We start from the raw sequence: 22,512 nt of genomic DNA on the forward strand, positions 1-22,512 counted from the left end.
TTTTCCGATGTCCCGATCTCCGTCCCTTGTCCGCCGTCTTGCCGCGATTGCGCTGCTGCTGGGTCTTGTTGGTTCGGCAGTGCTTGCGGGCCACGCCTTGATCAGCACCGCCATGGCGAGCGCCCCTGCGGCTCCCCGCGTGGCCGCTGCTCCTGCCGCGCCCGTGCTGGTCGAGCTCTACCAGAGCGAGGGCTGCTCCAGCTGTCCGCCCGCCGAGGCTTGGCTCAATGGCCTTGCAGGCCGCCCCAACGTGATCCCCCTCGCGTTCGAGGTGACCTACTGGGACTATCTTGGCTGGAAGGACAGGTTCGCCAGCCCCGCCTATACCCAGCGCCAGCGCGATTTCGCGGCGCGTTCGCCAAGTCACGAGGTGGCGACTCCGCAGTTCTGGATCAACGGCCAGCAGAGTGTGAGCGGTGCCAACCCGCGCGCGGTGGAGGCCGCGATCGCTTCGGTCATGACCACCGCGCCGGTGCCGAGCGTTGGCGCTGGCAGCGTGACGATTGCGAAGGGCGCTGCTCCCGCGCGCCCGGCCGATGTCTGGCTGGTGCGCTATGATCCGCGCACGATCGAGGTGCCGATCAAGGCGGGTGAGAATGGCGGTCGCTCCCTGCCGCACAGGAACCTCGTGCGCGAACTTATCCGGCTTGGCACGTGGAGCGGCGCGGCAGTGCGCTTTGCCTATCCACCCGCGACCGGCGGGCTGCGCAGCGCGGTGTTCTTGCAGGATGGCCGTGGCGGCGCGGTGCTGAGCGCGGGGAGCGACGCGCGGTAGGTCTGCCAGGCTGGGGGAAGGTCGGACGGAAGACCGGCTATCGTCGGGCCAAGGAAATGTGCCTGCCCCTTGGCGGGCGGCTTGGGCAGGGTTGGTGCTGGCGGGCAAATAGCGCCCGCAAAGCAAAGAGGTCCTGCATGATCGAATTATCCGAGGCGTTCCCCGAGACGGGTATTGGCGAGGAGGCTGTGCTCGATCTGCTGGGGGCGGCGGCGATGGCGCGGGCCGCCGATCTCGCCGCGCCCGATGCGCTGGCGCATATGGACCCGCCTTCCGCTCCGGTGGCTGCGCGGATGGCCTATTTCGTCGCGCAGGCCAACCAGAACATGCTGCATCCGGCGACCAGCCCTTTCGCGACCCTGGTCGAGGCGCGCGTGCTGGAGTGGATCGCGCCGGCGTTCGGCATGGCTTGGGGCCAGTTCTGCAGCGGATCGACACTGGCCAACCTGACCGCGCTCTGGGCTGCACGTGAGGCGGGAGCGCGCACGGTGGTTGCATCGGCTGAGGCGCATATTTCGGTGCCCAAGGCGGCGCGGATCCTTGGTATGGACTATCACCCCGTGCCGGTTGGCGATGATGGCCGCCTGATCCGCGCGGCCCTGCCCGATCTTGCCGATGCGGCGCTGGTGTTGACGGCCGGGACAACCGGGCGCGGGGTGATCGATGATCTGACCCCGGTTCCCGCAAGGTGGCTTCATGTCGACGCGGCCTGGGCCGGGCCGCTGCAACTCACGTCCTATCGGGACCGGCTGGCGGGCATCGAAGCGGCGGACAGCATCGCAATCTCCGCGCACAAGTGGTTCTTCCAGCCCAAGGGCGCGGCGCTTGCTCTGTTCCGATCGGAGGCGGCGCGGGCCTCGATCACGCTCACCTCGTCGTACCTCGCGCGGCCCAACTGCGGGGTTGAAGGCACACGCAGCGCGGCGGCGCTGCCGCTGCTCGCGACCTTGCTGGCATGGGGCCGCGAGGGGCTGGCACAGCGGATCGAGCGTTGCATGGCGATCACCGAGGAGCTTGCGCAGCGTCTCGATGCCGATCCGCGCACGGTGCTGAAGCATTGGCCGGAAAGCGGGGTGCTCAATTGGCGCCCGGTGGAAAGAGATACCGGCGCCGTGATCGCCGCCCTTGATGGCACGAGTTCGGCCTTCACCATCGGCGAGACCGTGTGGGTGCGGCAGGTCGCGGCCAATCCACATGCCGATGTCGATGCGATCTGGGTGCGGATTTGCACAGCACTGGGCTGAGCGCGGCTGGAGTTTGACGAGTGCGGTGCGATGACGATGCTTACGTTCGGCTCTGAAAAGGGCTAGGCCTGTCGCCATGACACTGCTGCCCGGAACCGACTTTCTCGAAACGGAGCGGCTGATCCTGCGCCGCATGACCGAGGACGATCTCGCCTTCCTCATCGCCATACACGCCGATCCCGATGTGGCGCGCTATATCGGATCGGGTAACCCGCGCACACCCGCCGAGACCGAGCAGTGGTTGGCCGATGTGCTGCACGGTTATGTCCATGCCAGCCTCGGCCCCCTGCTGGTAACGCGCAAGGCCGATGGCAAGCGCCTCGGGCGATCCGGGCTGAGCGACGGCGTGCTCGAAGCGGACCCGCAGCCGGGGCACCTGCGCCGGATGTGGTTCTTCCGCACACATGTGCCGGAGGGGGTCGCGTTCGAGAAGCAGCCGGAGTTGGGCTATACTTTCGCCCGCGAGAACTGGGGGCAGGGCTATGCTTCGGAAGCCGCGCGCGCAGTCTGGACTTATGCGCAGGAGCATCTAGCCCATCCCGCGATCATGTCCGTGATCTACGCAGACAACGTGGCCTCGCGCTCCGTCGCGCTCAAGTTCGGCGTGCGCTACGCTGACGATGTCGACATGAACGGGCGCGTTTATCAGCGCTTTCTCTGGCCGGTATCTGCACCCCTCTGACGGAAAGGGGCCCATGCCGCGCTGGCGGCATGGGCCCCTTCCATTCGAGCGTTGGAGTGCTCGGGATCAGAACTTGGCGCCAAGCTCCACACCGATCATGCGGCGCGCGCCGGGCGAGATGAACGAACCGCCGAACTCGATCGCGGGGATCACTTCGGCGAGGTACTTCTTGTCGGTCGCGTTGTTGGCGAAGACCGCGATGCTGTAGCGATCGGTCTGCAGCGCGGCGCGCAGGTTGAGCACGCCGAAGGTGTTGCGGCGGGCGACGTCGTACTTCGCATCGCCGACAACGGCCGGGAGCTGCAGCGCGGAGATCGGCAGGAGGCCCGAGAACAGCGTCGGCGCGGTCTGGTTCTGCACGGTCGAGAACCAGGTCGGGCCGGTCACGCGGTAATCGGCACGGGCGATGAAGCGCACGCCATCGCTGATCGGCTGCTCGATCTCGGCGCCCAGGTTGATCGTGTAGTCGGCGGTATAGGGCGACTTGTTGCCGATGGTGTTCGGGCGCGCCGAGTTCTTCTTGATCTCGCTGTCGGTGTAATTGACCGAGCCGAACAGCTTGACCCCGCGCACGGGCTTGACCGCAACATTGAGCTCGACGCCCTTGAGATCGACCTTGTCGATGTTCGAGACGACGCGCAGCAGGCCGAAGCTGCCGACGAAGAACTCGAAGAACTGCATGCCGTGGACCTGGGTGTAGTAGCCAGCCAGATCAAACGTCAGCTTGCCATCGAGCAGGTTGCCCTTGAGGCCCGCTTCCCATGCGCTCGACCATTCCTTGCCGTACTGGTCGTTGATGTTCACGTTGGCGTTGATGAACTGCTTGAAGTTGGCGTTGACGACCGCAGCCGAGCCCTGATTGTTGAAGCCGCCCGATTTGAAGCCGATACCCCAGTTGGCATAGAGGTTGAGTTCCGGGATCGGCTTGTAGCTGAGCGTGACCTTGGGTTCGAACTGCTTGAAGGTCGCCGCCTTGTCGGTCACCGGACCGAAGGCCTGGCCGGGGTTGATCGGGCCGCCGGTGAAGGGATCGGTTGCGGTCGGCACGAGGCTCGAGGACCGGCGACGCTCGATGTCGTAGCGCAGGGCGACGCCCGCCTCGAACTTCTCCGAAGGCTTGTATTCGACGCTGCCGAATGCGGCGTAGACGTTGGTCTTGAACTTGTCGGCCAGCAGCAGCGAGGTGGGGTTGGCGCTGTCCGGCGCGTTGTAGAGCTGCTTGATCACGCCCTTGCCGGTGTCGGCGCCCAGGCTGACGCCGGTCGAGCGGTCAATGTGCAGATAATAGGCACCGATCTGCCAGGTGATCGGACCGCCGGGCTCGCCGATCAGGCGCCACTCGGTCGAAATGTCCTTCTGCGTACGGACCTGGTACTGCGTGCCATCGCAGGTCGTCGGGCTGTAGGGGCCGAAGGTCGAGCCATTGGCGGGTGCGAAGATGAAGGGCACCGGGATCGCGCCGATGAAGCCGGGCTGGTTGACCGGGAAGCCGGTGTTGGCAGCGGTGCTGGCGAAGCACGCATTGACTGCTGGCTGGGCCGCCGGGTTCACCGCGCTGATATAGCGGGCGAAGTCCGCCGAAGTGCCATCCGCGACGAGATCCTGATCGACGTTCGAGTAGAGCACCCAGCCGACCAGCTTGAGGCCATCGGCAAGCTGCTTGTCGAGCTTGGCCGAGAAATCGAAGCTGTTCTGATCATTGGTGGCGCGAATGTTCGGGTAGAAGCGGAACTCGTGCTGGTTGACGTTCTCGTAGAACTTCGGGTTCACCGCCGCAAAGTTGGGCAGGTGGAACGAGGCGTTGAACGGAAGCGAAGCACCGCGGAACTGGGCGTAGCGTGCCTTGAGATCGATCTGGGTGTCGGTGCCCTTGCCGATCAGCACGCGGCCATCGATCGACCAGTCTTCCTTGTCGGCGATGGTCTTGCTGCCATCGCGCTCGTTGCGCCAGAAACCGTCCGTCTTGTAGTAGGTGCCCGCGAGCACGAAGCCGGCGTTCTCGCCCAGCGGGCCGGCGATGTGTGCGGCGCCGTCGAAAGTGTTCTGCTCGGCATAAGAAGCGCGCACCGCGCCGGTCAGCGTGTCGGTGGGCTTGATCGTCTGGAGGACGATGGCGCCGGCCGCCGCGTTGCGGCCGTAGATTGCGCCCTGCGGGCCCTTCAGCAGTTCGACCTGCGAAAGCGTGCCCTGGCGCTGGTTGAGCTGCGCGGTGTTGGTCTTGAGAATGCCGTCGACGACGAGCGCGACCGAGCTTTCCGCGTCGCGTGCGCCGTTGATGCCGCGGATGTTGATCTGGGTGTCACCCGCCTCGGCGGTGCCGGTCACGATGGTGACGCCGGGGGTGAGGTTCGTGAAGTCCGCTGCGCGGGTCGAGCCGGTGTTGGCCAGCGTCGCTGCCGTCAGCACCGAGACCGAGGCCGGAACATCCTGCAGCCGCTCGTTCTGGCGGCGGGCGGTGACGATGATCGCGCCTTCCTCGGCGGGGGCTGGCGTGTCGGCAGCCTGCGCCTGCGGCTCGCTCTGCGCGAAGGCCGGAGTGGCGGCGAAGGCAAGGCCTGCGACGGAAGCCGAAAGGAGGCTGGCGGTGTTCAGCCATTGCGAGATGCGCATCGGTGGTACTCCCTGTCAGTATGATGGCCGTTTTCGGCTGCCGTGTTGTTGATCGTGCCCCCATGGCATTCACGGCTTGATAGGCGACATGGATATTGTATACAAATGCCATCGGTCAAGCCGATTGGTTGCAGAAATCTCGGGAGCCTAAATGTCGCGCGCCTCTGATCGTGCCTACAGCGCGATCCGGAACATGATTCTTTCTGGAGAGCTCCCCGCCGGCGCGCAGCTGGGCGAGGAAGCGCTCGCGGAAATGTGCGGGGTTTCCCGCACCCCGGTGCGCGAGGCGCTGCGCCGTCTGGAGGCTGATATGCTGGTCGGCCGCACCGATACGCAGCGCACGTTCGTGGCGGATTGGTCGATCGACGACGTGGCCGATGCCTTTGAATTGCGGGCGATGCTGGAAGCCCGCGCGGCACGGCGCGCGGCAGAGCGGATGACCGAGCCTGCGCTGGCCCGAATCAGGGCGGCGAATCGGACCCTTTCGGCAGCGATCCAGCATCCTTCACCAGACGTTGCCGGGTTCCTTGACGGGAACCGCGAGTTTCACGCGATCATCCTCGAAGTGGCGGGTTCGCGGCGTCTTGCTGCCCTCTTGGGCACGCTGATCGAGCAGCCTGTCGTGCTGCGCACTGCGCGGCAGTACTCTCGTGAGGAGCTGCGCCGCTCGCATGCCGAGCACGAGGAACTGACGGCCGCTTTTGCGCGGCGGGACGGGGCCTGGGCCGAGGCGATCATGACCAGCCATATCCTGCGCGCCTACCATGCCTACGCCGATGCGCACCGGGCCCGTCTCGATGCCGGAACGCAACAGGAAGCGGCCGAGTAAATGTATACAAATTCAATCGAAATGGTCGAAGTCAGCCCCCGCGACGGGCTGCAGAACGAGAAGGCCATGGTGAGCACAGCGGACAAGCTCGCGCTCATCGACCGGGCGCTTGCGGCCGGCGCGCGGCGGATCGAGGTGGCGAGCTTCGTGAACCCCAAGGCCGTGCCGCAGATGGCCGATGCCGAAGCGGTCTGCGCCGGGCTGCCGGTGCGCGGCGACGTGACCTACATCGGCCTCGTGATGAATGCGCGCGGTGCAGATCGCGCGCTGGCGACGGGGCGCATCGACCAGCTCGGCGCGGTCTCCGTGGCGACGGATACCTTTGCCATGGCCAACCAGGGCCAGACTTCGGACGGTTCGATCGAAGCCGCCAAGTGCATCATCAGTGCTGCGCGCGACGCAGGCAAATTCGGGCAGGTGACGATTGCCGCCGCGTTCGGCTGCCCGTTCGAGGGTGAAGTGTCCGAAGCGCGCGTGCTCGCCATGGCCGAAGCGCTCGCTGCCGCCGCGCCGGTCGAGATCGCGCTGGCGGACACGATCGGGGTCGCCAATCCGGCGCATGTGTCCCGGCTCGTGACGGCGGTACGCGAACTGGTCGCGCCGATCCCGGTACGCGTGCACTTCCACAACACGCGCGGCACCGGGCTCGCCAATGTCTGGGTAGCGGTAGAAGCCGGTGCGCGGACGATTGACGCTTCGATCGGCGGGCTGGGCGGCTGTCCTTTCGCGCCGGGTGCGGCGGGGAACGTTTCGACCGAAGACGTCGTTTATATGCTCGAGCGCGCCGGCGTGCGCACCGGGCTCGATCTTTCCGCGCTCATCAGCGCCAACCACTGGTTGGCCGAGGTGATGGGACGCACGCTGCCGGCCATGGTCTCAAGGGCGCCAGCATTTCCGAAACAGCTTCAAGAGGGATAGGGCATGGGTTACCGTCTGGGTGTCGACGTTGGCGGCACGTTTACCGATCTGCTGCTGTTCGACACGTCGAGCGGCGCATTCTGGCGGCACAAGACGCCGTCGACGCCGCATGACAGTTCCGAGGGCATCCTCAATGGCGTGACGGCGATCTGCGCCAAGGCCGGGATCACGACCGGGGATATCGATTACTTCCTCCACGGGACTACCGTGGCGACGAATGCCGTGCTCGAAGGCAAGGGTTCGCGCGTCGGCCTCGTGACGACCGAGGGCTATCGCCATATCCTCCAGATCGCGCGCAGCTTCGTGCCGGGCGGCCTTGCAGGCTGGATCATCTGGCCCAAGCCGCAGCCGCTGGCCGCGCTCGAAGACACCGTGACGGTCAAGGGCCGCATCGATGCCGAGGGCAACGAAGTGCGCCCGCTCGATGATGCCGATATCCGCACGCAGCTGGGCCTGCTCAAGGCGCAGGGCGTGGAGGCGGTGACGGTGAGCCTGATCAACGCCTATGTGAGCGGCGCGCATGAGGTGCGGGTGGGTGAACTTGCGGCAGAAATCCTCCCCGGCGTGCCGGTTTCGCTGAGCCATCAGGTCCTGCCCGAAATGCAGGAATACGAGCGTACGCTGACGACCGTCGCCAATGCGGCGGTGCGTCCGGTGGTGGGGCGCTATGTTTCCAACTTGCGTGACCGCCTTGCGGCTGAGGGCATGACCGGCAAGCTTTCGCTGCTGCGCTCTGACGGCGGGCTGATGTCTGCCCAGAAGGCTGAGGAGCATCCGGTCAACATCCTCATGTCCGGCCCTGCGGGCGGCGTGACCGGCGCGATCTGGGTCGGCCGCAATGCGGGGATCCGCAATATCCTGACCCTGGACGTCGGTGGCACCTCGACCGACGTGGCGCTGATCGAAAACCTCGAGCCGCGCCGCCAGCGCACGACCGAAGTGGGCCACCTTTCGGTGCGCGCCTCGGCGCTCGATGTGAAGACGGTGGGCGCGGGTGGCGGCTCGATTGCCTATGTTCCCGAACTGACCAAGGCTCTTCGGGTAGGCCCGCAATCGGCAGGCGCGGTGCCGGGGCCGGCGGCTTATGGCAAGGGCGGTGAGTTGCCGACCGTGACCGACGCCAATGTCGTGCTCGGCTATCTTCCCGAAAACTTGCTCGGCGGGACCTTCCGGCTTGACCGCGAAGCTTCGACCAAGGCCGTGCAGACCATTGCCGATGCACTGGGTATCGACCTGATGGCGGCAGCGCGCGGGATCATCGATATCGTCAACGAGAACATGTTCGGTGCGCTGCGCATGATCTCGGTGCAGCAGGGCTATGATCCGCGCCACTTCGCGCTGATGGGCTTCGGCGGGGCGGGGCCGCTGCATGTGAACGCAATTGCGCGGCTGCTGGGCGCATGGCCTGCGGTCTCGCCCGTTTCGCCGGGCGTGCTCTGCGCGCTGGGCGATGCGACAACGCGGATGCGCACCGAAACCGCGCGCAGCTTCTCGCGGCTTGCCACGCAGACCGAGGCGAGCGAACTGATCGCGATCCTTGCCGAGATGGCAGCTCAGACGCGCGGCGAGTTGCTCTCTGACGGCGTGCCCGAGGACGAGATCACCACGGAGTTCGAAGTCGACGTCCGCTATGCAGGGCAGGCCTTCGAAGTGCCGCTGACGATTTCGGCAGACGTGCTGGAGGCGGACGGCATTGCCGGCATTCTCGCGCGCTTCGATGCCGAGCATAAGCGCCTCTTTACGTTCAACATGGATACCCCGCACGAGATCGTGAACCTGCGCGCTGTGGCGCTGGGCCGCGCGCTCGATCTGCCGGCTGCCGAACTCCCCAAGGGCGATGGCAACCCGGCGGCAGCCAAGATGCGTGACCATACCTTGTGGATGGACGGGCGCGAACAGGCGGCGGTGATCTATGACCGCGCCCTGCTGCGCGCCGGGGATGTGATCCCGGGTCCGGCCATCGTCTGCGAGATGGACTCCACGACGCTTATCGAAAGCGGCTGCGTCGGCACGGTCGATGCTGTCGGCAACATCCTGATCAATCTGGCCTGAGGGAGCAAAAACCATGCCCGCAACCATCGTCCAGACGAACCCCGTCCCCTTCAACCGCGTTCCCATTGATCCGGTGACGCTCGACATCATCGAGAACGCGCTGCGCAACGCGCGCATCGAGATGGACGCAACGCTCGTACGCACTGCGATGTCGCCCGGCATCCGCGAGCAGGGGGACGCGTTCCCGCTGATCGCCGATCACACCGGCAAGATGATCGTCGGCCAGTTTGGCAGCTTCATCGGCGGCTTCCTCGACAACTTCGACGGCACGCTGGAAGACGGCGACATGATCTTCCTGTCCGACCCCTATTCTGTCGACGGCGCGATCAGCCACTCGAACGACTGGCTCGTGCTGCTGCCGGTGTTCAAGGAGGGGCGGCTGATCGCCTATACTTCGATGTTCGGCCACCAGAGCGACATCGGCGGCAAAGTCGTCGGCTCGATGCCAATCAACGCGCGTTCGATCTTCGAGGAAGGCGTGCGCATCCCGCCGGTGAAGATCTGGAAGAAGGGCGAATACAATGACGACCTGATGAAGCTCGTCATGCACCAGACGCGCAAGCCGGATTGGTGCCAGGCAGACCTCAACGCGCTGATCGCCGCCTGCCGCGTCGCCTCGCGCCGCGTGATCGAGATGGCCGAGCGTTTTGGCGATGACGTCTATGTCTCGGCCACGCAGGACCTGCTGGCCCGCAACCACCGCGCGATGCAGGCGCTGATCGGCATGGCGATTGCCGAGGAGCCGGTGAGCTTCGAGGACTACATCTGCGACGATGGCATGGGCTACGGCCCCTACAAGATCAAATGCACGATGTGGCGCGAAGATGGAAAGGTCGTGCTCGATTTTGCGGGCACCGATCCGCAGAGCCAGGCCTCGATCAACTTTTTCCTCAATGAAAACATGTTCAAGATGTTCTTCGGCATCTACATGATCATGGTCTTCGATCCGCAGATCCTGTTCAACGACGGGTTCTACGATCTGATCGATGTGCGCATTCCCGAAGGCAGCTTGCTCAAGCCGAAGTTCCCCGCAGCCCTTTCGGGTCGCACCCATGCGCTGGGGCGGATCTTCGACATTCTGGGCGGTTTGCTGGGCCAGAAGACTCCCGAGTTTCTCAATGCAGCCGGGTTCTCGTCTTCTCCGCACCTGTTCTATTCGGGCAACGACGCGCGTCCGGGCAAGAAGGGTGAGTGGTTCCAGCTGTTCCAGATCGGCTTTGGCGGCATTCCGGGCCGTCCGATGGGCGATGGGCCGGACGGCCACTCGCTGTGGCCGGGCTTCACCAACGTGCCCAACGAGTTCCTTGAACGCTACTTCCCGATGCGGATCGAGCGCTATGAATGCGCAGCGGACAGCGGCGGGGCGGGGCTCCACCGCGGCGGCAACGGCATCCATATGACCTACCGCTTCCTCAGCGCCGGCACGATCTCTATCCATGACGACCGCTGGTTCGTGCCGCCTTGGGGCGTGAACGGCGGCGAACCGGGCCAACGCGCGCGCAAGGTGCTCGAGCGCGCCGATGGCACGAGCGTTATCGTGGGCAACAAAGTCGAGGACGTCGAGGTTGAGGCGGGCGATCAGCTCCACTTCATCACCTGGGGCGGCGGCGGTTGGGGTGACCCGCTGGCGCGCGATCCGGCGCTGGTGGGGCTTGAGATCACGCAGGGCCTCGTGACCGCTGAAGGCGCGCGGGACTATGGCGTGGTCGCGAGCGCTGCGGGCGTTGTCGATGCGGCTGCAACTGAAGCGCTGCGGGCCGAGCTGCGCGCAGGCCGGGGCGAGCTGCCGTTGTTCAACTATGGCCCGGGTATCGAGGCGCTGCGCAGCGCCTGCGAAAGCGAAACGGGCCTTGCCGCGCCGATCCAGCCCGTATGGCCGCATCTCGAAGCGGCGGAGTAAATGTCGATGAGTGCAGGTGCATTGAACGACGTTCGCGTCGTCGAGCTGGGCCAATTGCTGGCGGGTCCGTTCTGCGGCCAGCTCTTGGGCGACATGGGCGCCGACGTGATCAAGGTCGAACCGCCGCACGTGAACGGAAAAGGCGGCGGCGACCCGATGCGCGATTGGGGCCAAGGCGCGGAGAAAGTGCAGTGGGAAGTGATCGCGCGCAACAAGCGCTCGGTTTCGGCCAACTTGCGCATTCCGGAAGGTCAGGCGCTGGTGCGGCGGCTGATCCGCGAGGCCGACGTGCTGATCGAGAACTTCAAGCCGGGCACACTTGAGAAGTGGGGCCTTGGCCCCGATGTGCTGCTGGCCGAGCAGCCGGGCCTCATCATCGCGCGCATGTCTGGCTATGGGCAGGACGGGCCCTATTCGGACCGTGCCGGCTTTGGCGGCATCGGTGAGGCGATGGGTGGCTGGCGCTATATCGTGGGTGAGCCGGATCGGCCGCCCAGCCGGATGGGCGTCTCCATCGGTGACACGCTGACAGCGACTTACGGGTGCATGGGCGTGCTGGCTGCGCTCCACGTGCGCGAAAAGACCGGCAAGGGGCAGGTGATCGATGCGGCGCTTTACGAAAGCGTGCTGCAGGTCATGGAAGGCCTCGTGCCGGAATACGACCGCATGGGCCTGATCCGCGAGCGTTCGGGTTCGATCCTCAAGGGCATTGCGCCGTCCAACGTCTATTCGTGCAAGGACGGCGAGTTCATGATCGGGGCGAACAAGGATTCGCTGTGGAAGCGGCTTGCCACAGTTATGGGGCAGCCAGAACTCGGCGATGATCCGCGCTTTGCGACGCATCTGGCGCGCGGCGCAAACCAGACCGAGATCGACAATCTGATCAACGACTGGACCCTGACCAAGACGGTCGATGAAGTCGATGCGCTGATGATCGAGGCTTCGATCCCGGCGGGCCGCGTCTACCGTGCGCCTGATATGCTCGCCGATCCGCACTTCGAGGCGCGCGGCGCGATCATCGAGGTGGAGACCGAGCGGTTTGGCGCACTCAAGATGCAGGGCGCGTTTCCCAAGCTTTCGGGCACGCCAAGCGGCGTGCGCCGTCCGGCCCCGGCGACGGTCGGCCAGCACAATGCCGAGATCTATGGCGGGCTGCTGGGGATGAGCGAGGCGGAACTGGCCGCGCTTGCCGCAGGCGGCGTGATCTGATGGCGCGGGGCGAGCCCGATCTTTCCGGCAACTACGCCGGGGCCTTTGACGGCTCGCTGCCGTTCGGCGCGCGCCCCGCAGTGATCGTGATCGACATGGTCGAAGCCTATCTGCAGCAAGGCTCGCCGCTTTATGCCGGGGTCGAGGATGCCGTGGCTAGCGCGGTGCGGCTTGTTGCGGCAGCGAGGGAATGCGGCGCGCCGGTGATTTTCACCAATGTGGAATACCAGCCCGGCGGCGCGGATGGCGGGGTGTTCTTCCGCAAGGTGCCCGCGCTCAAGGTGTTCGAGAAGGGTTCGCCGCTTGGTGCCTTCCCGGCGCAGTTGAGCCCTGTGGACGGCGATTTCGTAATTACCAAGCGCTATGCCTCGGCGTTCTTCGCAACGCATCTGGCAGCGACCCTGACTTCGCTCGGCGTCGATACGCTGGTGATCGCCGGAGTCTCGACCTCGGGCTGCGTGCGCGCCACCGCGCTCGATGCGTGCCAGAACGGTTTCCTGCCGTTCGTGGTGCGCGATGCCTGCGGGGACCGGCATACCGCGCCGCATGAGGCAAACCTGTTCGACCTTCAGGCCAAATATGCCGAAGTCGTCAGCGAAGCGCGCGCGCTCGAACTCATGGCGGCAACTGTCACGCGCTGACCGGCTCTGCCAGCGGGGCGAGCAACTGGGCCAAGGCTGCGCAGTCTTCGTCTTCCATCCGCGCGCCGAGTACGGTCTCGATGGCCTCGGCATAGATCGGCCACATCGCGGCCCGCATCGCGCGGCCTTCGATGGTGAGGTACAGCAGATAGCCGCGTGCATCTTCGGTGCAAGGCACGCGGGTCAAGAGGCGCGCCTTGACCATGCGATCGACGAGGCGGGACAAGGCATATTGCTCGGTCCCCAGCATGGCCTGCAAATCGCGCGGGCGCTGTGCACCGCGGCGCTCTATGGCCAGCAGCACATCGTACCATTCGGGCGGCGGCAGGCCGAGTGCGCGCAAGGTCGCGGCGCAGTGCTGGCTGGCGAGATCGGCTGCGCGGAGCAGGCGGGTCCACGCAAGCAAGGTGGTAGCGGCCGGCATGGCCATGGCGGGCAAGCCTTTCGATGCGGGTGCATGGGAAATTCCATGCCGATGCATCGAGAAAATGATGCGACTGCATGGGAATGTCCATGCAAGTGCAACTACTTAGCGTGGTCTCTAGCCGGGCTCGCCTTCCAGTTCCTGCGGTTCGGGGGCGGTGAGAATACGGTCGCGGGCGACGCGGGGATCGCCGGCTTCGACCTGCAGGGCGAGGCGTTCGCTGTCGCGCGCCCGGAACAGCGTTTCGGCCCGCGTGATCGCCTCGTTGCTGAGGCCGGCATTGTCGAGCGCGGCGCGGGCCATGGCGATGGCGGATTCGAAAGTTTCGCGCATGATCAGCGTGACGGGGGCATCGCGCAGCTTGATCACTGCGCGGCGATCGAAGGCGCGGACGAAGACGGCGGCGCGCGGGAAGGCTTCGTGGACAGCGGCAAGCATTGCCGCATCGAGCTGGTCCCCGTCGATGCAGAAAAGGATCATTTCGGCTTCGGCAGCGCCCGCCTGCCGGAGCATGTCGATCCGCGTGCCGTCGCCGAAATAGACCTTGGCACCGAAGGTGCCGGCAACGTCGATCATCTCGACATCGGTATCGATCAGCGTGACGGTGATGCCGCCCGCCTGCAGCACCTGACCCACGGCCTGCCCGAAGCGGCCGTAGCCGACGATCAGCGCATTCGCGCCGTCGTTGCTGGGGCCTTCGCGGGTGGCGGTCTTGGCCGTCGGCTCGGCGCGGAAGCGGCGGGTGGCCATCATCAGGAACGGTGTGGTCGCCATCGAGAGCGTGACGACCGCGCCGAACAGGCTGGCCGCTTCCGGGGCGATCAACAGGGCATGGCTCGCCTGTGTGAACAGCACAAAGCCGAATTCGCCGCCCTGACTGAGCAGCAGGCCGAGCGCGAGCGCGCCGCGCCACGGTACGCCGAACAGCCGCGCAAGGCCGAACATGACCGCGGCCTTCACCGTGATCAGCATCAGCGCCATCGAAATGACGAACAGCGGATCGCGCGCGATGGCGCCGAGATCGAGCATCATGCCAACCGCGAGGAAGAACAGGCCGAGCAGGATCGAGCGGAACGGCTCGACATCGGCTTCGAGTTCATGGCGGTAGGGGCTGTCGGCCAGCATGACCCCGGCGATGAAGGCGCCGAGCGCAGTCGAGAGGCCAAGCAGTTCCATCACCGCGCCAGCTGCCATCACAGTGAACAATGCGGCGACGATGAACATCTCGCGCTCACCCAGATTGCCGATCAGGCGGAACAGCGGGCGGATAAGGAAGCGCCCCGCCGCCACGAGGCCCGCGATGGCCGCCACCGTTTCGAGCGCGAGCAGCCAGCCCGGCGGGCCGCCGAGATCGGCCGGATTGCGGCTCAGCGCGGTGATGATCGTGATCAGCGGGATGATCGAGAGATCCTGGAACAGCAGGATCGAAAAGGCGCGCTCGCCAAAGCGGGTTTTGAGGCGCCCGGACGATTGCAGCATCGGCAGGACCTGCGCCGTGGACGACAGCGCCAGCGGCAGGCCCAGCGCGAGCGCGGCAGCGGAAGAGAAGCTGGTCGTCAGCATGATCGCCCCGGCAAGAGCCAGCCCGCAGATCGAAACCTGCAGCAGGCCGAACCCAAGGATATCGCGCTTCATCTTCCAGAGTTTGGAGGGATCGAGTTCCAGCCCGACGAGGAACAGCAGCAGCGTGATGCCAAGCTCGGCAAAGCCCAGCTTCTGCTCTGCATCGCCGACCATATTGAGCACGAATGGCCCCAGCATCGCGCCTGCGACCAGATAGCCCAAGGTCGCACCGAGGCCGAGGCGGCGGAACAGCAGCACGAAGGCCAGCGCGAAGCCGAGCAGCAGGAAACCGTCGTGCATGATCGAGGCGGGGTGGGGAGAGGTCACCCGCCGGTTGTCAGGCTTCGCGCTCTCAAGGTCAACAGTCCTTGCCGGACCTAGTCTATTGACATTGATGTAGACAGCGTGGTTCCTTGCCGTCCAGGACTACAAGGGAGATATCCATGTCTGTTGCCGGGAAGTATGAATGCGTGACCCGTTCGCCGATGGGCGATCAAACCTCGATCCTCACCGTCGATGTCGACGGAAGCAGCTTCAGCGGCAGCAATTCCGGGCCGATGGGCAATATGGAAATCACCGGTGGCACGGTTGATGGCAACACCATCAGCTGGTCGAGCAACATCACCGTGCCGATGCCGATGCAGCTCGATTGTACCGCGACGATCGACGGCGATGCCCTGACCGGTACTGTGACCGCAGGCATGTTCGGCAGCTTCCCGATGACCGGCAAGCGCATCGACTGAGAATGTCCGGGGGAGGGCGCTGTCCTCCCCCGCTTTCGCCTAGCGCGCGTGAATCCGCTTGAACGTGCCGGAGAACGCCAGCGCCGGCTCGCCGTCCGCAGTAATCAGGCCGCGCGCGAAGACCAGGCTGCGGCCAGCGCGGATCACTTCGCCGCGGGCTTCCAGCATCTGGCCCGCGCGCGCAGGACCCACGAATTCGGCATTGAAGGTGACGGTGACGCCGCTCATCTCCTCGCCCGTCGCGCTGGCGATCATGAACAGCGAGAAATCGCCGAACGTCATCATGCAGCCGCCGTGGATGCTGCCATGTGCGTTGCAGTTCTTCGCGCGCGGCCTGAAGCCGGTCACCACCCCTTGCTCGTCGCGGCGGACATAGAACGGGCCGACGTCATCCTCGAACGGATCGTTGCCCGCCCAGTGATACCATCCGGCCCAATCCGGATCGGTCGCGGGTTCCAGCTTTCCTGCAAATGGCGGCGTTTCGGTCGTCATGGGGTCGGTCTATCCGTAATGATGGCGTGCCTGCCCTAGGGAAAGAATTGGATTTCGGCCAGCATGAGCCGCCGGGACTGGATGGGTTTTGCGCGTGACAGCAAAGCGCTCCTGCCTTTCCTGATAGCCCACTGCGTAAACGTCCTGTGCCGGATTTGTGCTTTTCCGGTTGAATCGGCGGGATAAGTGTGATTCTGTCAAATTGATGAAACGCCGCAGCACTTCCCTCAAGTTACCGCGCGAAAGCATGACGCAGAGCTTTGCGCTCGTCGCGTTGCTGCTGCTGGGCGCGGTGGCGCTGGCAGGGCCGAGCGGCGTGCTGGCGTGGACAGAGAACGCCCGCCTGCTCGAACAGCGGCAGGCCGAGGTGAAGCAACTCCAGGCCGAGCGTGACCGGCTCCGCAACCGGGTCAATCTCCTCGATCCGCGCCATGCCGATCCCGATCTGGTCGGCGAATTGCTGCGGTCGGATCTCAACGTGGCGCATCCGGACGAGATCGTCATCCAGCGCAAGTAATGCCATAGGGCATCCCCAGCGCGATTCTCTCGGAGCACCACTGACCATGACCGCCCACCACGGACACGATGATGACGATCCGGTTGAGGACGGAAAGATCCCGGTTCCCGCGCATGTGCAAGATGCGATCCGCACGCTGATCCGCTGGTCGGGCGACGATCCGGAGCGCGAAGGCCTGCTCGATACGCCGCGCCGCGTGGCCCGCGCCTGGAAGGAATACTGCCAGGGCTATGCCGAGGATCCGGCGTCGCACCTCGCACGCCAGTTCGAGGAAGTGGGCGGCTACAACGAGCTGGTGCTGCTGAAGGACATTCCCTTCCAGTCACACTGCGAGCACCATATGGCGCCGATCATCGGCAAGGCGGCGATTGCCTATCTGCCGCGCGACAAGGTGGTGGGAATTTCCAAGCTGGCCCGCGTGCTCAACGCCTATGCGCGGCGGCTGCAGATCCAGGAACGGTTGACCGCCGAAGTGGCCACCTGCATCTGGGACAATCTCAAGCCCCACGGTGTGGCCGTGGTGATCGAAGCGCAGCACGGCTGCATGACCGGGCGCGGCGTGCGCACGCCGGGTGTGGGCATGGTGACGAGCCGCATGATGGGCACGTTCCTTGAAGACAATCGCAGCCGCAAGGAAGTGCTCAGTCTGATGGGCTACTGACATGCAAGGGATCGGCGGACATATGCGGGGATTTGTTAGACTGGCCGCCGTATCACTTGCGCTTGCCGCACCCGCCGCGTGGGCGGCACCGGCCATCCCGCCAGCGATCTACACCGATCCCCCCGCCGATCCGGCGCATCCGGCGCGGATGGAAGTGCTCCATATCCCGATCGGCGGGGTGGAGATCAACGGCGTGGCTTATCTGGCCGCCGGGGCCGGACCGCATCCGACGGTGGTGATCTGCCACGGCCTTCCGGGCAACGAGAAGAACCTCGATCTGGCCCAGGCGCTGCGGCGGCAGGGCTGGAATGCGATCACGTTCAACTATCGTGGTTCCTGGGGAAGCCCGGGCAATTTCCGTTTCTTCCAGAATCCGGAGGACGCCCGCGCTGTGCTGGCTTTCCTGCGGGTGCCCGCGAACGCCGCGCGCTTTGGCATCGACACCGCGCGGATGGCGATGGTCGGTCACTCGATGGGCGGGTGGGTTACGGCCATGGCCGGTTCGCAGGAACCGGATCTGCGCGGCCTAGTGCTGATTTCTGCCGCCGATTTCGGGTATGTCGGCCAGATGCCGGACTCGGAGCGGACCAAGCTGGTTGCTGACAACAGCGAAACGCTCAACAATTCGGTGCAGGCGCTCTCGGCCGAACTCGCGGCGCATGCCAGAGAGTGGGATTACGTGAACCGTGCCGAGGCACTGAAGGCCATGCCGCTGCTGGTGCTCACGTCGGACGATGGTCTTGCTCCGGACGGCGATGCGCTCGTTGCCGCCGTGCGCAAGGCGGGTGGCACCAGGGTCCAGGCCGCCCATGTCGCCACCGATCACGGCTGGTCCGACCACCGCATCGATCTTGAGGCGCGCGTGATCGGCTTCCTGGAGCCGCTGCTCGCGCCGGCCTGACTGGCGCACAGCAATCAAATATTACCAAGCAGTCGCTTTCTGCACATCGGACCATGCCCATCTTTCGTTTGGACCCGGCCATAACCGGGCCAAGGCAGGAGACAGGACAATGAGACGATGCACGCTTGCCGCCGCAGCGGCGGCAACTCTGGCGCCGGGTGCTCCGGCGCTGGCCATGGAACACAAGACCATCATCGATCATCCCGTGGGCACGATCGCGGCGGACTATTCGGGCACGAGCCGGGTTTCGCTGCAGCAGGTCGGCAGCGTGAGTGTCGGCGGACGACCGGAGACACTGCGCTGCCGCTGGACGGTCTCGCTGGTGGTGAAGCGGCAGGCACGGCTCGGTTCCGGGCAGGAGGCGCGGCGAACGCTGGCGCAATCCGATGTGGTGAAGGGGTCCGTGCCAGGCTGGTGCCCGCAGCGCGATCATGCGGCAGAGCGCTTCGCGGCGAAGCACCGCGACGACCTTCACGCCGCGCTGATGGCGCTGGCCGAGGCAGACAGGATGCGGGGGACGCCGCGCGAGGGCTAGAGCCGGGGCCGTGACAGTCCGGATAATGCTGAGGCTGGCCGGAGCTATCATGCTTCTGCCAGCCGGTGCGGCATGGGCGCAACCGCTTGAGGCCGGAGCGGAAGCGGCCAGCGATGATGTGCGCGCCGGCATCAGCTGGAGCGGCGGCCGGGCCTCGGCCTCTGCCGATGCGCGGCTTGATCTTGGCGCCATGGATACATCGCTGCGGCTGGCCACGTTGCGACGCGCGCCGCGTCATGCGGGCGCGGATCTCGTGGCAGATGTGGCCATCGGCCGCGACTGGACGCTCGGTCCGGTCATTCTCCGCACCGAGGCGGTGGGCCATGTCTTTGCCGGCGCATCCCAGAGCATGGACTTCGGCGAACTGGTCCTGGGCGTCCGGTACGGGCTTGGTCCGCTGCGCCTTGCCGCGACTGCGTGGTATGCGCCGCATCAGAGCACGATCGGCGGCGACAACCTGCATCTGCGTGCCGGTGCGGATGCGGGCCTTCCCGGCATGCCCATAACTCTGTTGGCGAGCATCGGCCATACGGCGGGGGGCGGGCATGGTCCCCGTGCTGCGCGGCTCCGTCCCGCGGGTGACTACACCGACTGGAAGCTTGGCGCAGAGTATGCGCGCTACCCGCTGAGCCTTGGGCTCGAGTATGTCGGGACGACGATTGCGGCGGGCGGGGCTGCCGCTGGTCCGTTTGCCGATCCATCTGGCGCAGGTGACCGGGTTGTCGCGCGGGTGCGCCTGTCGTTCTGAGGGGCCGGTTACTCTGAAATTGCATCGATCATTGTGCGAGTTTTGATAGCAAAACCCGATTACTGCGATGAACTTTACTCGCTTCCGGCTGAAAGCGTGTAGGCGTAGTTTTGTTCCATCGAATACGCGATGGAGTCATTCACCATGAACATGCAGACCGGCGATGCAGCGGGCGGTTGCCCAGTCCACAAGGACGCCGCGCGCGCCCTTCTGGGCCGTACCAACAAGGACTGGTGGCCCGAGGCGCTGCCGGTCGATATTCTCCATCAGGGCGGCGTTTCGCCCGATCCGACCGATCCCGGCTTCGATTATGCCGAAGCCTTCAAGGCGCTCGACTACGCAGCGCTCAAGGCCGATCTCACCGCGTTGATGACCGATAGCCAGCCATGGTGGCCGGCGGATTATGGGCACTACGGCCCGTTCTTCATCCGCATGGCGTGGCACGCGGCGGGCACCTATCGCACCGCTGACGGGCGCGGCGGCGCCAATAGCGGGCAGCAGCGGTTTGCCCCGCTCAATTCCTGGCCCGACAATGGCAACCTCGACAAGGCGCGGCGGCTGCTCTGGCCGATCAAGCGGAAGTACGGGAAGCACATCTCGTGGGCGGACCTTTTCGTGCTCGCGGGCAATGTCGCGATCGAATCGATGGGCGGGCCGGTGTTCGGCTTCGGCGGCGGCCGGGCCGACGTCTACGAGCCCGAGCGCGACATCTACTGGGGGCAGGAATCGAAGTGGGTCGATTCCGCCGAAACGCGCATCCAGCCTGACAAGGGCACGGAGCTCGAAGAACCGCTCGCTGCGATCCAGATGGGGCTGATCTATGTGAACCCCGAAGGACCGGGCGGGGTGCCCGATCCGCTGGCGTCCGCGCGCGACATCAAGATCACGTTCGCGCGCATGGCGATGGATCTGGAAGAAACCGCCGCACTCACCGCGGGCGGCCACACCTTCGGCAAGGCCCACGGCGCAGGTGATGCCGCGCTGGTCGGCCCGGCTCCGGAAGCGGCGGACATCACCGCGCAAGGGTTCGGTTGGCTGAGCACCCACGGCAGCGGCGTCGGCGGCGATGCGATTACCAGCGGCATCGAGGGCGCGTGGGTCAACACGCCGACGGAATGGTCGGGCAACTACTTCCGCCTGCTGCTCGACTATGACTACGAACTGGTCCGCTCGCCCGCAGGTGCGCACCAGTGGCAGCCGGTTGACCAGCGCGAGGAGGACATGGCGCCGGCGGCGGATGATCCGGCGCGGCGCGTGCCGACGATGATGACGACCGCCGATATGGCGCTCAAGATGGACCCCGAGTTCCGCGCGATTGCCGAGCGGTTCCGCCACGATCACGAAGCGTTCAAGGATGCCTTCGCGCGGGCCTGGTTCAAGCTGACCCACCGCGACATGGGGCCAAAGGCGCGCTACCTTGGCCCCGAAGTCCCGGCGGAAGATCTGATCTGGCAGGATCCGGTGCCGGCTGGCCGGATGCCGCTTGAAGGCGAGATCGCGGCGTTCAGGCAAGCGATCCTTGCATCGGGCCTGGCACCTGCGGCGCTGATCAAGGCGGCCTGGGCTTCGGCTTCGACCTATCGCCGCACCGATCACCGCGGCGGCGCCAACGGCGCGCGCATCCGCCTGGCCCCGCAAAAGGACTGGGCGGTGAACGATCCCGCAGAACTCGCCCAGGTCCTCGGCGTGATTGATAGCCTTCGCGGGAACCTCTCGTTGGCCGATGCCATCGTGCTGGCCGGCACGGCCGCTGTCGAAGCGGCGGCGAGGGCAGGCGGTTTCGATGGTGCGGTGCCCTTCACCGGCGGACGCGGCGACGCGAGCGCTGAATGGACCGATGCGGCAAGCTTTGCAGTGCTGGAGCCACGCGCCGATGGCTTCCGCAACTACCTCGCGGCAAAGCACTCGGTGAAGACGGAGGAACTGCTGATCGACCGGGCTTCGCTGCTGGGTCTGTCGGCGTCGGAAATGGCCGTGCTCGTGGCGGGTCTGCGGGTGCTGGGTGCAAACCAGGGTGGCAGCGACCTTGGGGTGTTCACCGACCGGGTGGGCGTGCTGAGCAACGACTTCTTCGTCAATCTGCTCGACATGGGCACTGTGTGGAGCGCGGTGGAAGGCAGCGGCGAGGAGCTCTTCACTGGCCGCGACCGCGCGACCGGCGAAGTGAATTGGCGGGCGAGCCGGGCCGATTCGGTGTTCGGATCGAACAGCCAGCTGCGCGCGGTGGCGGAAGTCTATGCCGAAGCGGGCGGCAACGCGAAGTTCCTGCGCGATTTCGTGAAGGTCTGGACCAAGGTGATGAACGCGGATCGCTTCGATCTGCCGTGATGGTTGAACCCGCCGGGCACATCGTGTGCCCGGCGGCTCAGTCCGCGAGGCTGCGCTTGAACAGCCGCTTGATCAGCCATGGTTCAAGCACCCGGCCGAGCAGCCAGAGGGCTGCGAAGATGCTGGCAAAGACATAGGCAGGCGTGGGCGAGAAGCCCTTCTTCTCCTCATCCCCGTCCTTTTTCTTGTCCCCGGCGCCCTTCGCGGCGTGCTTCTTCTCATCCTTGGGCTTTTCGGGAGCGGGCGCGCCGAGGAACTTGTCGACCGGGTTGAGCTGGATCTCGCCCTTCTTGTCCTTCTTGGCGTCGTCCTTCTTCCCCTTTTCCTCGGTCTTGGGCTTTTCGAGCGTGCCGAGGAAAACCGTGAGCTGGCCAACCGCGAGGAACAGCAGCGGGGCAAGGAAGCAATAGAGCAGCGCACGGCTGACGAGATGGTAGCGCAGCACAGCGCCTTCGCCCGCTGCCTCGATCCGCAGCGTGCCGGAATCGACGATCGACAGCGGATCCTGCGCCAGTTGATGCTTCTTGGTCACCCGAAGCGTTTCACCCATGCGGGCGTGGGTGGTTCCAGCATGGGCGAAGAGCGGATCGAGCCGCGCGAACGCCTCTTCCGCGCTCTGGCCGGCGGGAAGCGGAACTTCGCCGCGGATCTGCCAGATCCATGTGAGCAGCCGCCGGAGCGAGGCCTTTTCGGCAGGGGAGGGGCGGGCTTCCATCCCCGATACGCCGAGCGATGCCACG

Annotated in this window: 21 protein-coding genes; 16 read left to right on the top strand and 5 right to left on the bottom strand. The window is 65.6% G+C overall.

Features of this window, described 5'->3' with window-relative positions; genetic code table 11:
- Window positions 1-7 precede the first annotated feature (7 nt).
- From Q0071_RS01155 to Q0071_RS01165, 3 genes are all read left to right on the top strand, one after another.
- The gene (locus tag Q0071_RS01155) at window positions 8-775 is read left to right on the top strand and encodes a thioredoxin family protein (protein WP_298164358.1); all 768 of its coding nucleotides are present in this window, start codon (window positions 8-10) and stop codon (window positions 773-775) included.
- A 137-nt stretch (window positions 776-912) separates the two neighbouring features.
- Window positions 913-2,019, top strand: a complete 1,107-nt coding sequence (locus Q0071_RS01160; protein ID WP_298164360.1) for a pyridoxal-dependent decarboxylase — start codon at window positions 913-915, stop codon at window positions 2,017-2,019.
- 76 nt (window positions 2,020-2,095) lie between these two features.
- A complete protein-coding gene (locus Q0071_RS01165; RefSeq protein WP_298164363.1) occupies window positions 2,096-2,701 on the top strand; it encodes a GNAT family N-acetyltransferase in 606 nt (201 codons plus the stop codon).
- A gap of 66 nt (window positions 2,702-2,767) precedes the next feature.
- Here the strand turns inward: Q0071_RS01165 and Q0071_RS01170 are convergent, their stop codons facing one another.
- Entirely contained in the window at window positions 2,768-5,311 is a 2,544-nt protein-coding gene (locus Q0071_RS01170; RefSeq protein WP_298164365.1) for a TonB-dependent receptor, read from the bottom strand.
- A 151-nt stretch (window positions 5,312-5,462) separates the two neighbouring features.
- Between Q0071_RS01170 and Q0071_RS01175 the strand changes: the two genes are divergently transcribed.
- From Q0071_RS01175 to Q0071_RS01200, 6 genes are read left to right on the top strand one after another with little or no spacing between them, the layout of a single operon-like run.
- Window positions 5,463-6,140 (top strand): GntR family transcriptional regulator, encoded by a 678-nt coding sequence (locus Q0071_RS01175; RefSeq protein WP_298164367.1) that lies wholly within the window; start codon window positions 5,463-5,465, stop codon window positions 6,138-6,140.
- The gene (locus tag Q0071_RS01180; protein WP_298164369.1) at window positions 6,141-7,058 is read left to right on the top strand and encodes a hydroxymethylglutaryl-CoA lyase; all 918 of its coding nucleotides are present in this window, start codon (window positions 6,141-6,143) and stop codon (window positions 7,056-7,058) included.
- Between the two features lie 3 nt (window positions 7,059-7,061).
- The gene (locus Q0071_RS01185) at window positions 7,062-9,110 is read left to right on the top strand and encodes a hydantoinase/oxoprolinase family protein (protein WP_298164370.1); all 2,049 of its coding nucleotides are present in this window, start codon (window positions 7,062-7,064) and stop codon (window positions 9,108-9,110) included.
- A gap of 13 nt (window positions 9,111-9,123) precedes the next feature.
- Window positions 9,124-11,010 carry a hydantoinase B/oxoprolinase family protein gene (locus tag Q0071_RS01190; protein WP_298164372.1) on the top strand — a complete coding sequence of 629 codons (1,887 nt, stop codon included), beginning with the start codon at window positions 9,124-9,126 and terminating at the stop codon, window positions 11,008-11,010.
- Window positions 11,011-12,219 (top strand): CoA transferase, encoded by a 1,209-nt coding sequence (locus Q0071_RS01195; RefSeq protein WP_298164373.1) that lies wholly within the window; start codon window positions 11,011-11,013, stop codon window positions 12,217-12,219.
- On the top strand, window positions 12,219-12,860 hold the full coding sequence (locus Q0071_RS01200) for an N-carbamoylsarcosine amidohydrolase (RefSeq protein WP_298164374.1): 642 nt from the start codon (window positions 12,219-12,221) through the stop codon (window positions 12,858-12,860). Before Q0071_RS01195 ends, Q0071_RS01200 begins: the two co-directional genes overlap by 1 nt.
- Here the strand turns inward: Q0071_RS01200 and Q0071_RS01205 are convergent.
- A complete protein-coding gene (locus Q0071_RS01205) occupies window positions 12,850-13,284 on the bottom strand; it encodes a MarR family winged helix-turn-helix transcriptional regulator (RefSeq protein WP_298164375.1) in 435 nt (144 codons plus the stop codon). The two genes, Q0071_RS01200 and Q0071_RS01205, sit on opposite strands and share 11 nt — an antisense overlap.
- Before the next feature lie 117 nt (window positions 13,285-13,401).
- Window positions 13,402-15,147: a cation:proton antiporter gene (locus Q0071_RS01210; RefSeq protein WP_298164505.1), complete on the bottom strand. Its 1,746-nt coding sequence runs from the start codon at window positions 15,145-15,147 to the stop codon at window positions 13,402-13,404.
- Between the two features lie 143 nt (window positions 15,148-15,290).
- On the opposite strand from Q0071_RS01210, the gene Q0071_RS01215 reads away from it, so the two are divergent.
- Window positions 15,291-15,590 (top strand): hypothetical protein, encoded by a 300-nt coding sequence (locus tag Q0071_RS01215; protein ID WP_298164377.1) that lies wholly within the window; start codon window positions 15,291-15,293, stop codon window positions 15,588-15,590.
- A 39-nt stretch (window positions 15,591-15,629) separates the two neighbouring features.
- Here the strand turns inward: Q0071_RS01215 and Q0071_RS01220 are convergent, their stop codons facing one another.
- Window positions 15,630-16,082, bottom strand: coding sequence for a PaaI family thioesterase (locus Q0071_RS01220; RefSeq protein WP_298164379.1), 453 nt, complete (start codon window positions 16,080-16,082; stop codon window positions 15,630-15,632).
- Window positions 16,083-16,287: 205 nt separating this feature from the next.
- Between Q0071_RS01220 and Q0071_RS01225 the strand changes: the two genes are divergently transcribed.
- From Q0071_RS01225 to katG, 6 genes are all read left to right on the top strand, one after another.
- Window positions 16,288-16,599: a septum formation initiator family protein gene (locus Q0071_RS01225; RefSeq protein WP_298164382.1), complete on the top strand. Its 312-nt coding sequence runs from the start codon at window positions 16,288-16,290 to the stop codon at window positions 16,597-16,599.
- Window positions 16,600-16,645: 46 nt separating this feature from the next.
- A complete protein-coding gene (folE, locus tag Q0071_RS01230; protein ID WP_298164385.1) occupies window positions 16,646-17,260 on the top strand; it encodes a GTP cyclohydrolase I FolE in 615 nt (204 codons plus the stop codon).
- A gap of 22 nt (window positions 17,261-17,282) precedes the next feature.
- Window positions 17,283-18,161 (top strand): alpha/beta fold hydrolase, encoded by an 879-nt coding sequence (locus Q0071_RS01235; RefSeq protein ID WP_298164387.1) that lies wholly within the window; start codon window positions 17,283-17,285, stop codon window positions 18,159-18,161.
- 109 nt (window positions 18,162-18,270) lie between these two features.
- Window positions 18,271-18,696 (top strand): hypothetical protein, encoded by a 426-nt coding sequence (locus tag Q0071_RS01240; RefSeq protein ID WP_298164389.1) that lies wholly within the window; start codon window positions 18,271-18,273, stop codon window positions 18,694-18,696.
- Between the two features lie 49 nt (window positions 18,697-18,745).
- Window positions 18,746-19,444, top strand: a complete 699-nt coding sequence (locus Q0071_RS01245) for a TorF family putative porin (RefSeq protein ID WP_298164391.1) — start codon at window positions 18,746-18,748, stop codon at window positions 19,442-19,444.
- A 144-nt stretch (window positions 19,445-19,588) separates the two neighbouring features.
- The gene (katG, locus tag Q0071_RS01250; protein ID WP_298164393.1) at window positions 19,589-21,772 is read left to right on the top strand and encodes a catalase/peroxidase HPI; all 2,184 of its coding nucleotides are present in this window, start codon (window positions 19,589-19,591) and stop codon (window positions 21,770-21,772) included.
- Between the two features lie 37 nt (window positions 21,773-21,809).
- Here the strand turns inward: katG and Q0071_RS01255 are convergent, their stop codons facing one another.
- Complete coding sequence (locus Q0071_RS01255) at window positions 21,810-22,511, bottom strand: hypothetical protein (RefSeq protein WP_298164396.1); 702 nt, start codon at window positions 22,509-22,511, stop codon at window positions 21,810-21,812.
- Between the last annotated feature and the right edge of the window lies 1 nt (window position 22,512).

Source organism: Novosphingobium sp. (genome assembly GCF_027486195.1).
Lineage (GTDB): Bacteria > Pseudomonadota > Alphaproteobacteria > Sphingomonadales > Sphingomonadaceae > Novosphingobium.